At 64.9% G+C, this 13,436-nt stretch carries 11 protein-coding genes; 9 read left to right on the top strand and 2 right to left on the bottom strand.

What is annotated here, in order from left to right; all coding sequences use genetic code 11:
- The first annotated feature begins 34 nt into the window (after nucleotides 1–34).
- From BM136_RS21355 to BM136_RS21335, 5 genes are read left to right on the top strand one after another with little or no spacing between them, the layout of a single operon-like run.
- The gene (locus BM136_RS21355) at nucleotides 35–1,144 is read left to right on the top strand and encodes a putative 2-aminoethylphosphonate ABC transporter ATP-binding protein (RefSeq protein ID WP_254775724.1); all 1,110 of its coding nucleotides are present in this window, start codon (nucleotides 35–37) and stop codon (nucleotides 1,142–1,144) included.
- A 7-nt stretch (nucleotides 1,145–1,151) separates the two neighbouring features.
- On the top strand, nucleotides 1,152–2,915 hold the full coding sequence (locus tag BM136_RS21350) for a putative 2-aminoethylphosphonate ABC transporter permease subunit (RefSeq protein WP_092975445.1): 1,764 nt from the start codon (nucleotides 1,152–1,154) through the stop codon (nucleotides 2,913–2,915).
- A gap of 56 nt (nucleotides 2,916–2,971) precedes the next feature.
- Nucleotides 2,972–3,850, top strand: coding sequence for a phosphonoacetaldehyde hydrolase (gene phnX / locus BM136_RS21345; RefSeq protein ID WP_092975594.1), 879 nt, complete (start codon nucleotides 2,972–2,974; stop codon nucleotides 3,848–3,850).
- A gap of 55 nt (nucleotides 3,851–3,905) precedes the next feature.
- The gene (locus BM136_RS21340) at nucleotides 3,906–4,931 is read left to right on the top strand and encodes a putative 2-aminoethylphosphonate ABC transporter substrate-binding protein (RefSeq protein WP_092975442.1); all 1,026 of its coding nucleotides are present in this window, start codon (nucleotides 3,906–3,908) and stop codon (nucleotides 4,929–4,931) included.
- Nucleotides 4,932–4,934: 3 nt separating this feature from the next.
- On the top strand, nucleotides 4,935–6,155 hold the full coding sequence (locus BM136_RS21335; protein ID WP_092975439.1) for a TIGR03364 family FAD-dependent oxidoreductase: 1,221 nt from the start codon (nucleotides 4,935–4,937) through the stop codon (nucleotides 6,153–6,155).
- Between the two features lie 60 nt (nucleotides 6,156–6,215).
- On the opposite strand, the gene BM136_RS21330 is transcribed toward BM136_RS21335, so the two are convergent.
- Together BM136_RS21330 and BM136_RS21325 are read right to left on the bottom strand one after the other, a co-directional pair.
- Nucleotides 6,216–6,899: an HAD family hydrolase gene (locus BM136_RS21330; RefSeq protein ID WP_092975436.1), complete on the bottom strand. Its 684-nt coding sequence runs from the start codon at nucleotides 6,897–6,899 to the stop codon at nucleotides 6,216–6,218.
- Between the two features lie 45 nt (nucleotides 6,900–6,944).
- A complete protein-coding gene (locus BM136_RS21325) occupies nucleotides 6,945–7,880 on the bottom strand; it encodes a LysR substrate-binding domain-containing protein (RefSeq protein WP_092975433.1) in 936 nt (311 codons plus the stop codon).
- Between the two features lie 232 nt (nucleotides 7,881–8,112).
- Between BM136_RS21325 and BM136_RS21320 the strand changes: the two genes are divergently transcribed.
- From BM136_RS21320 to BM136_RS21305, 4 genes are all read left to right on the top strand, one after another.
- Nucleotides 8,113–8,532 carry a F0F1 ATP synthase subunit epsilon gene (locus tag BM136_RS21320; RefSeq protein WP_092975430.1) on the top strand — a complete coding sequence of 140 codons (420 nt, stop codon included), beginning with the start codon at nucleotides 8,113–8,115 and terminating at the stop codon, nucleotides 8,530–8,532.
- 300 nt (nucleotides 8,533–8,832) lie between these two features.
- Nucleotides 8,833–10,803, top strand: a complete 1,971-nt coding sequence (locus BM136_RS21315) for a TonB-dependent receptor plug domain-containing protein (protein WP_092975427.1) — start codon at nucleotides 8,833–8,835, stop codon at nucleotides 10,801–10,803.
- Nucleotides 10,800–11,372 (top strand): YfiR family protein, encoded by a 573-nt coding sequence (locus BM136_RS21310; protein ID WP_092975424.1) that lies wholly within the window; start codon nucleotides 10,800–10,802, stop codon nucleotides 11,370–11,372. Before BM136_RS21315 ends, BM136_RS21310 begins: the two co-directional genes overlap by 4 nt.
- Nucleotides 11,369–13,381, top strand: a complete 2,013-nt coding sequence (locus BM136_RS21305) for a putative bifunctional diguanylate cyclase/phosphodiesterase (RefSeq protein ID WP_092975421.1) — start codon at nucleotides 11,369–11,371, stop codon at nucleotides 13,379–13,381. Before BM136_RS21310 ends, BM136_RS21305 begins: the two co-directional genes overlap by 4 nt.
- Nucleotides 13,382–13,436 lie beyond the last annotated feature (55 nt).

The following is a 13,436-nucleotide window of genomic DNA, read 5'->3' as shown; positions in this document are numbered from 1 at the left end:
AGTGGCGACCGTTTTTGCCATTGTCTGCGCCCCCGTGCCCATCTCTCCGCCTGTTATCTACCCGACCGCGGGTTCTGCCGCGCCGTTCCTGTCTGTGCGGCAAGTCTCGCGCCGCTTTGGCGCGTTCACCGCACTCGACGGTGTGTCGCTGGATGTCGCGCAGGGCGAATTCGTCTGCCTGCTGGGCCCGTCGGGCTGCGGCAAGACGACCTTGCTGCGCATCATTGCCGGGCTGGAGGCGCACGACGGCGGCCAGATCGTCGCCGGTGGCCGCGATATTTCCAACCTGGCGCCGCGCGAGCGTGACTACGGCATCGTCTTCCAGTCGTATGCGCTGTTTCCCAACCTGACGGTGGCGCAGAACGTTGGCTACGGACTGGACGCCAGCAACGGCAACCGTGCGCGCATGCAGGAGCGGGTCTCGGAGATGCTCGCGCTGGTTGGCCTGGCCGGCAGCGAGGCGAAGTACCCGTCGCAGTTGTCGGGCGGCCAGCAGCAGCGCGTGGCACTGGCCCGCGCGCTGGCGCCGGCACCGTCGCTGTTGCTGCTGGACGAGCCGATGTCGGCGCTGGACGCCCAGGTGCGCGAACACCTGCGCGTCGAGCTGCGCCGCCTGCAGCGCAAGCTGAACGTCACCACGCTGATGGTCACGCACGACCAGGACGAGGCCATGGCAATGGCCGATCGCATCGCCGTCATGTCCAACGGCCGCATCGAGCAGACCGGCTCCCCGGCGGAGATCTATTCGCGCCCGGCCACCGGGTTTGTCGCCGGGTTTGTCGGCCAGGCCAACTGGCTGCCGCTGGAACGCGCGGAAGATGGCACGCCCACGCTGGCCGGCCAACCGCTGCTGCTCGATCCGGCTTTCGCAGATAGTGCGTCCACGCCGGGCCGCCTGTTCTGCCGCCCCGAAGCCGTCACGCTGCACCCCGACGACGACGCCCCCAACCGCCATCTGGCCCGCGTGGTCGATCAGATTTACCTGGGCAGCCGCACGCGCGTGACGCTGTCGATCGATGGATTGGCCGATGCACCGCTGGTGGCCGAAGTGGCATCGAGCGCGCTGCAAGTTGGCCGCAGCGGCCTGGGCGACAGCAAGCTGTGGATCGCGCTGGAGCGCGACGGCCTGCGCGTGTATGCCTGAGGCCACGATGTCGATGCTGCCCCCCGAGACCCACGTGGTTGCGGCCACGCAATCCGAACCGGTTCGCGCTGCGAGCCGGCCATTCTGGCGTACGGATGCTCCGGTGCTGACTGGCATGAAGCTTGGCTGGCTGCTGTTGCTCACCATCGGCTTGCTGCTTCCCACGGCCATGATGTTGTTGCAGGCCACGGGCCTCGTCGCCAGCGTGCGCAGCACAGACGAGCATGGCTTCGCGCTGGTAGCCCACGTGGTCCAGGCGCCGAATTTTCTTGCCATGGTGGGGCGCACGCTGGCCGTATCCAGTGCCGTGGCCGCGATTGTGGTGCCGCTGGCGTTTGCGCTTGCCTATGCGGTGCAACGCACGCGCATGCCATTGCGCGGCACGATGCGCACGCTGGCGATGCTGCCGCTGTTTGCACCGTCGCTGCTGCCCGGCATTGCGCTGGTCTACCTGTTCGGCAACCAGGGCCTGTTCAAGGCATGGATGAACGGCGGCAACATCTACGGCTTCTGGGGCATCGTGCTGGGCGAGTTGTTCTACACCTTTCCATATGCACTGATGCTGCTGCTGGCGACACTTACGCTCGCAGACGGTCGCTTGTATGACGCCGCGCGTGCCATGGGTGCGAGCCCGTGGCGCACGTTCCGAACGGTCACGCTGCCCGGCGCACGCTACGGCTTGTTCGGCGCCTTTGCGCTGGTCTTCACGCTGGTCGCGACCGACTTTGGCGTGCCGACCGTGGTGGGCGGCAGCTACCAGGTGCTGGCCGTGGAGGCCTACAAGGCGGTGGTAGGGCAGCAGCAGTTTGCGCGCGGCGCCGTCATCGGTTTGATGCTGTTGCTGCCAGCGCTGCTGACCTTTGCGGTGGAGCGCCTCGTGCAGCGCCGTCAGCACGCCGCGCTGGCCAGCCGCGCACAACCCTATCACCCGCAGCCGGATCGCCTGCGCGACGGGCTTTTCCTGCTGCTGAGCGTACTGGTGGTCGGCGGGATTCTGCTGATGCTTGCCACTGCCGTTGGCGCATCGCTGGTGAAACTCTGGCCGTACAACCTCGAGCTGTCGCTGCGCAACTACGACTTCGACAACATGGACGGCGGCGGCTGGCTGGCGTATCGCAACAGCCTGAAGCTGGCGGCGCTCACGACCGTTTTCGGTACCGTACTGATCTTCAGCGGCGCATGGCTGGTCGAAAAGACACGCGCTGCCGGATGGTTGCAATCCGGGCTGCACTCGGCCATCCGCTTTGCCGTGCTGCTGCCGATGGCAGTGCCCGGCCTCGTGCTCGGTCTGGGCTACGTCTTCTTCTTCAACCATCCGGCCAATCCGCTCAACGGCCTGTATGGCGGCATGGCGCTGATGGTGCTCTGCACGATCATGCACTGCGCCACGGCGGCGCACCTTACGTCGGTGGCGTCGCTCGGGCAGCTCGATCCGGTGTTCGAAGCGGTGTCGGCCTCGCTCAAGGTGTCGGCGCTGCGCACGTACTGGCGCGTGACGCTGCCGATGTGCCTGCCCGCCGTCCTGTCGTGCGCGCGTTATCTGTTCGTGTCGGCCATGACCACCGTGTCGGCGGTGATCTTTCTCTACAGCCCCGACACCGTGCTCGCTTCCGTGGCCGTGCTGAACATGGACGACGCCGGCGACATCGGCCCCGCTGCGGCCATGTCCACGCTCATTCTCGCCACGTCGATCGTCGTATCGCTGCTGCTGGAACTCGCCATGCGCGGCATCGTGCGCCGCACGCAGGCTTGGCGCACGGCAGCGCATTGAATTCGCAGTTCGTCATTCGTAGTCCGTCATTGCAACAGCAGAAAGGAAGCAAGAACATGGGTGATTCCTCCCCAATCACGGCGCGCCAGGCGGGCGCAGACCGCCTCAATCAGGGCAGCACGCCGTTGCGGCTGGAAGCTGCGGTGCTCGACTGGGCCGGCACCGTGGTCGACTTTGGCTCGTTTGCGCCCACGCAGATCTTCGTGGAAGCGTTTGCCGAATTTGGCGTGGCCATCACGCTGGACGAGGCACGCGGCCCGATGGGCCTGGGCAAGTGGGACCACATCCGCACGCTGTGCAACGACGGCGCAATTGCCGCACGTTTCTCGCTCGCGCATGGCCGCATGCCGACCGATGACGATGTCACCGCCATCTACAACCGCTTCATGCCGCTGCAGATCGAAAAGGTCGGCGCGCATTCCGCCATGATTCCGGGCGCCCTGGACACCGTCGCCGCACTACGCGAAGCGGGTCTGAAGATCGGCACGTGCTCGGGTTACCCGCGCGTGGTGATGGACCGTGTAGTCGACCTGGCTGCCAGTGCCGGCTACACGCCGGACTGCGTGGTCGCTTGCGACGAAGTGCCCCGCGCGCGCCCGTGGCCTGCGCAGGCCTTGCGTTGCGTGGTCGATCTTGCGATTGGCGATGTAGCGGCCTGCGTGAAGGTCGACGACACGGTGCCCGGCATCGAAGAGGGTCGCCGCGCCGGCATGTGGACCGTTGCGCTGCTCATGTCGGGCAACGCGCTGGGCCTGCCGTACGAGCAATACATCGCACTGTCTGCGGATGAGCGTGCGCGTCATCGCGTTGCCATCTCGGCCGGCTTTGCTGCCTGCCGTCCGCACTACGAGATCGACACGATTGCCGATCTACCTGAAGTCGTGGCCGACATCAACCGCCGCCTCGCGCGCGGTGAGCGCCCGCAGTGCATCTGAGTTTGTTGTCCTGTTTGTTGTCTTTTCCGCTGCATCACACCATACCGAGGAAACCATGACCGCACGTCTTTCCCTGCTGGCCGCCGCAGTCACTTCGGCCGCGATGGCTTTCGCCACGTCGGCTTTTGCCAAGACCACGCTGACCGTATATACGGCGCTGGAAGCTGATCAAGTGAAGGCGTACCAGGAGGCTTTCGAGAAGGCCAACCCGGACATCGAGATCAAGTGGGTGCGCGACTCCACCGGCGTTGTCACCGCCAAGCTGCTGGCCGAGAAGAACAACCCGCGCGCTGACGTGGTGTGGGGCCTGGCCGCATCGAGCCTGGCCATCCTGGACAAGGAAGGCATGCTGACGCCGTACGCACCGGCGGATTTGTCGAAGATCGGCGCTACCTACCGCGACAAGGCGAACCCGCCGGCATGGGTGGGCATGGACGCCTGGGGCGCCGCCATCTGCTTCAACACCGTTGAAGCGCAGAAGCAGAACCTGCCGAAACCGACTTCGTGGGCCGACCTGACCAAGCCCGTGTACGCCGGCAAGATCGTCATGCCGAACCCGGCTTCGTCTGGCACCGGCTACCTGGACGTGAGCGCATGGCTGCAAACGATGGGCGAGCAGAAGGGCTGGGCCTACATGGACGCCCTGCACCAGAACATCGGCCAGTACACGCACTCGGGCTCCAAGCCTTGCAAGATGGCGGCCTCGGGTGAATTCCCGATCGGTATCGCGTTTGAATACCGTGCCGTGAAGTCGAAGAAGGAAGGCGCACCCATCGACATCGTGCTGCCGTCCGAAGGCCTGGGCTGGGACGTGGAAGCCACCGGCATCATGAAGGGCACGAAGAATCTGGACGCTGCCAAGAAGCTGGCCGACTTCTCCGCAAGCCCGGCCGCAATGGCGCTGTACGAGAAGAACTTTGCCGTGGTCGCCACGCCGGGCTTCTCCAAGCCGGATCCGCTGCTGCCAGCCGACTACGAAAAGCGTCTGATCAAGAACGACTTTACGTGGGCCAGCGCCAATCGTGACCGTATCCTGGCCGAGTGGACGAAGCGCTACGACGGCAAGTCGGAGAAGAAGTAAGCGATGCAAGCTCCCGTAACTCAAGGGGGCCTGGATGCCAGCACCGACGTCGCCATTGTCGGGGCTGGCATTTTGGGCTTGGCCCACGCAGCCGCTGCCGTCAAACGCGGCCTGCGCGTGACGGTATTCGAGCGCAGCGATATTGCCGTCGGCGCATCCATTCGCAATTTCGGCCAGATGCTGGTGACCGGCCAGCCGCTCGGCATCATGCTGGACCTCGCGCGCGAAAGCCGCGCGCTGTATCTCGACTGGGCCGACAAGGCTGGCATCTTTGCGCGCGCCAACGGTGCTCTGCTATTTGCCCGCAATGCCGCAGAAGAAGCTGTGCTGGACGAGTTCATGGCAACGCGCGCACCGGCCTTCGGCTACAACGTCAAGCTGCTGCGCAGCGCAGACCTGGCGAACCTCTACGATGGACGCTTCATGCGCCACCGTGCAGCGCTCCAGGGCTTTGACGATCTGCAGCTCTATTCGCGGGAAGCGATTCCGGCGTTGGCCTCGTGGCTGGCCACGCAAGGCGTGCGCTTCCATTTCGGTACGCTCGTGCGCCATGTGGAAGGCGGCCGGCTGGAGACCACCGCCGGCGTGTGCAACGCCCAGCGCGTCGTCGTCTGCAGCGGTCACGATTACCAGACCCTGTGCGCTGACCACCTTCGTGCTCTGCAACCGCAGGTGTGCCGCCTGCAGATGCTGCGCGTCACGCCTGAAGACGGCTTCCGCCTGGAACACGCCGTGCTGACCGGCCTGTCATGCACGCACTACGGTGCATTTGCGGATTTGCCGACCGCCCAGGCGCTGGCCATGCAGATCGAGCATCAGCGCCCCGAGCTGGCACGCCACGGCATTCACCTGCTGGTGAGCCCGACGCCCTATGGCGACTGGATCGTTGGTGATTCGCACGACTACGGCCAGGACGCACGCCCGTTCAACGCCGAGTCGGTCGACAACATCATGCTCGACCTCGCGCGTGACACCTTCGGCAGCAAGCTGCGCGTGGTGGAACGCTGGCAGGGCGTATATGGCGCCAAGTGCCATGTACCCGGCAGCGGCGCGTTCTCGATCACCCGCGTCGACGATCGCACCACCGTCGCGCTGATGCACAGCGGCATTGGCATGAGCGTCGGACCGGCGCTGGCGCATCGGCATATGGATGCGCTGGTCGACGGCACCGAACTGCCCCAATGGACGCCGCCGGCAAGCGTGCCCGCAACGGTGGCTGCCTGACGGAGCGTCGTTCACCAATAAGACGCCCGCACGGTTCACGCCGCGCGGGCGTTCTTGTTTTCAGGCAGCAAAGAGTTCGACGATGGGCCAGCCGCGCGATTCGGCCACGGCCCGCAAGGTGGGGTCGGGGCTGACGGCCACGGGGTGCGAGACGGCCTCGAGCAGCGGCAGGTCGTTGCGTGAATCGCTGTAGAACACAGTGCGCGAGAAGTCCGTCATGCGCTGGCCGCGCTGCGCGAGCCATTCCGTCACGCGCACGATCTTGCCGGCGCCAAACGTGGCGGTGCCGAGCGGGTTGCCCGTGAACGCGCCATCGCTCTGACCGTTGAAGGTCTCGCCCTCGACCGCCAGCAGATGCGGCACGTTGAAGGCGGCGGCAATCGGCTCGGTCAGGTAGCGGTGCGTGGCGGTGACGATGCAGCAAAGGTCGCCGGCGCGCAGGTGTGTGTCAACCAGTTGCCGTGCGCGCGGCAGCATGGCGGGCGCGATGACATCGCGCAGGAACGTGGCACGCCAGGCGTCGAGCCGCGTGCGCGGGTGCTGGGCCAGCAAGCCGAGCGAGAAGCGCGCGTGTCGCCCAAAGTCGAGCGTGCCGTCGCGGTATTCCCGCATCCAGCGTTCGTTGGCTTGCTCGAAAACGCTTCGATCCACGGCGCCCTGGGCGACCAGGAAGCGGCCCCATTCGTATTCGCTGTCAATGGGCAGCAGGGTGTGGTCCAGGTCGAACAGGGCAAGCGATTGCATACAGCGGGCGGGCAGGGGCGGTTGAAAAACCGCGAGGTTACGGCCCTAGCGCGTCGCGGCTGTGTCCATCGCCATAACTTTGGCGATGAACGCATTGGCGTTTTTCTTCGGTGCCTGCGCAACCTGCGGGTTCAGGCAGTCGAGGAACGCGCGTACCAGCCGTGCGTCCTTGCGCTCCTTCAGGAAGTACAGATATTCGTGGATGACCGGCGCGTTGTCTGCAAACGGCAGCACGCGCACGTCGGGGCGGCGCGGTGCTTCCCGCGCGGGCACGATGCTGCAGCCAAGCCCCAGGCTGATCGCCTCGTAAATGGCTTCGCGGCTGCCGATGATGCTCGTGCTGGCAGGCTCGATGCCGGCTGCGGCGAACGCGTCTTCGGTAACGCGGCGGGTGACCGAGCCCGGTTCGCGCATCAACAGCTGGCAGCCTGCAACGTCATCCAGCGTGATGCTCGGCCGCCGCGCAAGCGCGTGGTCCAGCGGCACGACCAGCACCATGGTGTCTTCGGCCAGCGTGATGCGATGCAGGCGTTCGTCATCCACCGCATGAGACGACACAGCCAGGTCGATGCGCACCTCCGACAGCGCCTCGAGCATCTGCTGCGAATTGCCGAATTCGATGGTGATCTCGATGGTCGGATGCCGCGCGCGAAACGCCGCCACGCTGGGCAGGATGTAGTAGGGGCCCGTCGCGCCCACCCGCAGGTTGCCGGTGCGCAGATCGCCGGCATTGCGCAGGAGAAAATCGACGTCGCCTTCCTGCTGCGCAAGGCGCTCGACGATGGGCATGAGGCTTACGCCCAAGTCGGAGAGGTCCAGCCGGCTGCCGCGGCGGTGGAACAGTTCTACGCCGTACATCTCTTCCAGTTGGCGGATGCGTCCGGTCACGGTCGGCTGCGACAGACGCAGGCGCTTGGCAGCCGAGGTGACGCTGCCCTGGCGCGCCACTTCGAAGAACGACATCAATAGATCGCCCAGCATGCTTGTGTTTCCCTGATATGTCTTTCTGATCGTCAGCCGCACAGTCTAGGCAGCGTTTGTGACGCTACATACTGTGAAACCTTACGGTCAGCCAAGGCTGCGCGCGTGGGCGGTGGTCAAGTGCCACGCGCTTGTCAACGCAAAGTGCGCCGAATGGGAGCAAGTTGCGAGGAGGGCGCCGGGCGCACATCATGCTACCGTGTGAACCTACGCGCGTAACACAGGAGACACCATGCCGGTGCTGAAGGTCGATGTCGTCACGGCAGAAGAACGGCTGTACGAAGGCAACGCCAAGTTTGTGGTCATCCCCGGCACCGAGGGTGAACTGGGCATCCTGCCCGGCCATGAACGTCTGCTTACGCGCCTGCGTCCTGGCACCGTCCGTGTCACGCAGGAAAACGACGAGGAGGTGATCCTCTTCGTGGCCGGCGGCTTTGTCGATGTGCAACCCGAGCAGGTCATTGTGCTGGCAGATACCGCCGTGCGCGCGCACGATCTGGACGAAGCCAAGGCCGAGCAAGCCCGCAAGGCCGCGGAAGAGCACATGCAGAACAGCAATAGCAAATTCGACTACGCACGTGCGCAGGCTGAACTGGCTGAAGCCGTTGCCCAACTGGCCGCCATTGAACGTTTGCGCAAGCGCCGCCGCTGAGCCTTTGCCGTCACAAATGCCCCGTGCTGGCGCCACACCACAACGGCGCCCGCATGTCGCCCCAGCCGGGGTGGGGTAAAGAACCGCGCTGGCTCTCCGTTTTAGAGCAGAACTATCGAATTCCCGCTGAACGTCCCTCCAGAGACGTGATCGATTCTGCCGGTCCCGCTGATGTCGCCTCTTGTTGTCATTGCCCGTGTGCTTGCGCTTGGTTGCCGGAAACATCCGAGTGCCGAGCATTTATTCGCGTTGCCTCTGCGCTTGGCCGCGGTGCCACTTGCCAGAAAACGATGCACGCAAATGTTTGCGGTGGCCGGTGCATTGCTTTCTCAGCCCGCGCTGGCACAAACAGACGTCGCCGATCTGACCGCGTTGCCTATCGAGCAACTCATGCAGGTGCAGGTCGTCACCGGGGCGTCCAAGTACGCGCAAGCCGCAAATGAGGCGCCCGCCAACGTCTCGGTCATCACCGCGGCAGACATCAAAGCCTACGGCTGGCGCACGCTGGCCGACATCCTGGGCAGTCTGCCGGGGCTCTACACCAACTACGACCGCAACTACACCACGCTGGGCGCTCGGGGCTTCTTGCGCGCGGGCGACTACGACACCCGTTTCCTGTTGCTGATTGATGGCCATCGCACCAACGACCCCATCTTCGACCAGGCGTCCGTCGGCACCGAAGCCATCCTGGACGTCGACCTGATCGAGCGGGTGGAGTACGTGCCCGGAGCGGGCTCGGCGGTGTACGGATCGAACGCGCTATTCGGTGTGATCAACATCATCACCAAGCGCGGCCGTGACATTGACGGCTTGCAGGCCAGCGGATCAACGGGCAGCGCCAATGCGCGCGATGCGCGCGTGATCTGGGGCAAGCGGGCAGAGAACGGTGCCGAATGGCTGCTGTCGGCCAGCGTGAACGATGCCCCGGGGCGCGACCTCTATTTTCCCGAGTTCAACCAGCCCGGCGTGAGCGACGGCGTGGCTCGCGGCATGGACTACGACCGCGCCAAGCGCCTGTTTGCCAAGGGCAGTTTTGGCGAGTTAGGGCTGACCTTCGGCTACGTCGATCGTACGAAGGGCGTGCCGACGGCGCCTTACGACCAGAGCTTCAACGACCCGCGCTCCCGCACCGTCGACACGCGGCAGATGTTCAACGGCACCTGGCAGCACGCACTGGACGACACGACTGATGTGTCGGCGCGGCTGTTCTGGGGGCGCTATGTCTCGCAGGGGGATTACGCATACAGTCCACCGCCGGTCGGCATCAACCGCGATACCTTTGACACCGCGTGGTACGGCACGGAACTCAAGCTCGTGACGCGCCGCATCGAACGCCACACGCTGGTCATCGGCACGGAGCTGCAACGCGACTACCGTGATGCAATGCGCAATTTCGATACGGTGCCGTACGCCAGTTACCTCGATGACCATCGGAGCAACAACCGGGTGGGCGTGTATGTGCAGGATCAATTCCTGCTCCATCGGGATTGGGTGCTGGATACGGGCCTGCGCTACGACCACACGAGCTTCGCATCGGGCATCTTCAGCCCGCGTGTGGGCCTGATCTGGCATGCCGCCCCAACGACCACCGTCAAGGCGATCTACGGCATGGCCTATCGCGCGCCCAACGATTACGAGCTGAACTACCAGACCAGCGCGCCCGGCGGCCAGCAGGTCACCAATGGGTTGTCGGCCGAGCGTATACGAACGTATGAAACGGTGGTCGAGCAACAAGTTGCCGCTGGCGGCAAGGCGACCTTGTCGGTGTTTCAGAACAACGTTTCCAACCTGATCAGCCAGAGCGAAGACCCGAACACCGGGCTGCTCTTTTTCAGCAACGTAGCGCGTGTGCGCACGCGCGGCGCGGAACTCGGCTACGAGCAGAACTGGCCGGGCGGCACGCGCCTGCGCACGAGCTACAGCTTCCAGCGTTCTGAAAATCTCGATACCGGCCAGGCGCTGAGCAACTCGCCGCGTCACATGCTCAAGCTCAACGCCACCGCGCCTGTGTGGCGCAGCGACTGGCGTGCTGGGGTGGAGGCGCAGTACATCAGCAATCGGCTGACGACCGCTGGCCAAGTGGGCGGTTACTGGATCGCCAACCTGACCTTGCTGGCGGCACGGTTGGCGCCCAATCTGGAGATGTCGGCCAGCGTCTACAACCTGTTTGATCGGCGCTATGCGGATCCGGCTGGTCCGGAGTTAGCGCAGTCGTCAATCGAGCAGGATGGCCGTGCCTTTCGCCTGAAATTTACCTACACCTTCCGATGAGCACCCCGCACGGCAGCGTCCGACGCGCCCGAAGACCCGGCCCGCGCAGATTCTGCGCGGTGTTGGGTGCCGTGCTGGCGGGCGTGGCATGCATGGGCGCCACGCATGCGCAGATGCAGGCCAGCGAGGTGCAGGTCAAGGCGGCGTTCATCTACAACTTTGCACTGTTCACCAACTGGCCGGCCGACGTCATGCAGGCCGACGCCCCGATGGTGGTGTGCGTAACTGCCCAACATCCGTTGCAGGCTGCATTGGAAAAACTGACAGGAAAACCCGTGCGCGGACACCGCCTGGAAATCCGGAAGATCAACGACGGCGCCGTCACCGGATGCCATGTCCTCGTGTTTGATGCGCGTACCCCGAACGGTGTGCGCGTCGATCCGGCTGCGCCCGTGCTGACAGTGTCCGACAGCCCAAAGAGCCAGCGCGCAGCCGGCAACCCGGAGCCGATGATCGCGTTGGCCCTGCATGACGATCGCGTGGTCTTCGACATCGATGCCGTGGCTGCGCGGCAAGCCCATCTTCAGCTCAGCTCACAACTGCTGCGGCTAGCGAGGACCGTGCAATGAGCGAGTCCATCATGACTCCACGGCCTCGATTGGGGCACTCCATGGTGCGGGCCAACATGGCGGGCGCTGGCGCAGCGCTGACCATCGCTGGCTTCCTGCTCATCGTGTTCCAGTTCATCGCGCTGCATGCGGCGTTGGTGCGCGACGTGCACGTGCAGGCGCGCATCGTGGGCGCCAACAGCGTGGCCGCGCTGCTCTTCAATGACCGTCGCGCGGCGGAAGAAACCCTGGCGGCGCTGGAAGCATCGCCGCCGCTGCGTGCCGCCGGCATTTTCAGCGCACTGCGCAAGCCGTTGGCGCTGTATCAGCACGGCGATGCCGCACCGGTGCGCGCGCCCGATGCCACCATGCTGCGGGACTCGGATGTGTCCACGCTCACCACCCTGGAGGTGGTGGAACCGGTGGAGTCGGAGCGCCGCGTGATCGGCTATGTGGTGGTGCGCTCCAGCCTGACCGAGCTGTACATGCAACTGCTCGGCTATGCCGTGCTCACGGTGTCGGTGGGCATCGGCGCGATGGGCCTCGCGTATCTGGTGATCGCCCGCATGCGCCGCGCGGTGCTGCAGGCAGAGGCGCATCTGGATTACCTCGCCCACATCGATTCGGTCACGGAACTGCCGAACCGGCACGCCTTCAACGAGCGCCTGCAGGTGTCGCTCAAGCGCGCGGGCCAGGCGGGTGCAGTGGGGCTGCTCCTGCTGGATCTCGACAACTTCAAGGTTGTCAACGACACGCTGGGCCACAACAACGGCGACCGACTGCTGCGCCAGGTTGCACGGCGGCTGAACGACGTGATCGACCAAGCCAACTTGCGTGCCGTGTTGTGCCGCATCGGGGGGGATGAGTTTGCGGTGATCGCTGAGCTGTCCGGCCGGGCGCAGATTGCCGACACGGAAGCGGCAACGCTGGCCGACGGATTGGCCAAACGCATTCTCGCCGCGCTGGCGGCGCCGTTTGCACTCGACCTGCATCAGATCTACGTAACGGCGAGCGTGGGCGTGAGCCTGTATCCGCATGACGCACGCGATGTTCAGGTGCTCACGCGCAACGCCGACACGGCGATGTACCACGCCAAAAACCACGGCAAGAACGCAGCTGCGAGCTTCACGTCGGAGATGGATCAGCAGGCGCGCCGCCGCCTGCGCGTGGAAGCCGATCTGCGCCGCGCGCTCGATCGCGAAGAACTGCTGCTGGCCTACCAGCCGCAGGTGCGCCTGCGCACCGAAGACGCGCACGATGCGGTGCTCTGCAAGGCAAACGTCTATGGCGTGGAAGCATTGGTGCGTTGGCGTCATCCGGAGATCGGCCTGATCGGCCCTGGCGAGTTCATCGCCGTGGCGGAAGAAACCGGCCTGATCGTGCCGCTCGGCCTGTGGGTGTTACGCACCGCGTGCGAACAGGCCGTGCGCTGGATGCGCGAAGACGGCCTCACGCTGCGGGTGGCCGTCAACCTGTCGGCGCGGCAGACGCGCGATCCGGCCCTCGTGGAGAACGTCATGGACGTGCTGCGCGAAACCGGCATGCCGCCACATCAGCTCGAACTCGAAATTACGGAAAGCGTGCTGATGGAAGACATCGAGACCAATATCGCGCTGCTCGAATCCCTGCACGCGGCCGGCATCAGCCTGTCCATCGACGATTTCGGTACCGGGTATTCGTCGCTGGCGTATCTGCAGCGTTTTCCCATTCAGAAGCTCAAGATCGATCGCAGCTTCGTACAACGCATGCCCGGCGACGGCGAGGCCATTGCCGGTGCGGTGATCGCCATGGCGCATAGCCTGCGCATGCAAGTGGTGGCCGAAGGCGTGGAAGACCCCGAGCAGCTTGCGTTGCTGCGTGAGGCCGGATGCGACCTAGGACAGGGCTACTTGTTCTCGCGCCCCCAGCAAGCCGACGCGTTGCTGGCGTGGCTCAACCGGCTGGACAATCCTGCGGACAACGGCACCGCTGCATGTGCCGAAGAGGATGCGGTGCCGAGCGAATCGTTGCCGTCGTCGTTGGCGGGGTGATTTTGTTCCGCAGAAAGCCCGGTTTCCAGAATTAACCTATTTGGTGCCATAACCA

The organism is Ralstonia sp. NFACC01 (assembly GCF_900115545.1).
Taxonomy (GTDB): domain Bacteria; phylum Pseudomonadota; class Gammaproteobacteria; order Burkholderiales; family Burkholderiaceae; genus Ralstonia; species Ralstonia mojiangensis.
The sequence above is the reverse complement of the archived record's forward strand: the minus strand, read 5'-3'. Positions and strand labels throughout refer to the sequence as shown.

Excerpts from the sequence above, each read along its gene's own strand:
- BM136_RS21320 (WP_092975430.1), top strand. The coding sequence starts at position 8,113 with ATGCCGGTGCTGAAGGTCGATGTCGTCACGGCAGAAGAACGGCTGTAC.
- BM136_RS21325 (WP_092975433.1), bottom strand. The coding sequence starts at position 7,880 with ATGCTGGGCGATCTATTGATGTCGTTCTTCGAAGTGGCGCGCCAGGGC.
- BM136_RS21330 (WP_092975436.1), bottom strand. The coding sequence starts at position 6,899 with ATGCAATCGCTTGCCCTGTTCGACCTGGACCACACCCTGCTGCCCATT.
- phnX (WP_092975594.1), top strand. The coding sequence starts at position 2,972 with ATGGGTGATTCCTCCCCAATCACGGCGCGCCAGGCGGGCGCAGACCGC.
- BM136_RS21350 (WP_092975445.1), top strand. The coding sequence starts at position 1,152 with ATGTCGATGCTGCCCCCCGAGACCCACGTGGTTGCGGCCACGCAATCC.
- BM136_RS21315 (WP_092975427.1), top strand. The coding sequence starts at position 8,833 with ATGTTTGCGGTGGCCGGTGCATTGCTTTCTCAGCCCGCGCTGGCACAA.
- BM136_RS21305 (WP_092975421.1), top strand. The coding sequence starts at position 11,369 with ATGAGCGAGTCCATCATGACTCCACGGCCTCGATTGGGGCACTCCATG.
- BM136_RS21335 (WP_092975439.1), top strand. The coding sequence starts at position 4,935 with ATGCAAGCTCCCGTAACTCAAGGGGGCCTGGATGCCAGCACCGACGTC.
- BM136_RS21340 (WP_092975442.1), top strand. The coding sequence starts at position 3,906 with ATGACCGCACGTCTTTCCCTGCTGGCCGCCGCAGTCACTTCGGCCGCG.
- BM136_RS21310 (WP_092975424.1), top strand. The coding sequence starts at position 10,800 with ATGAGCACCCCGCACGGCAGCGTCCGACGCGCCCGAAGACCCGGCCCG.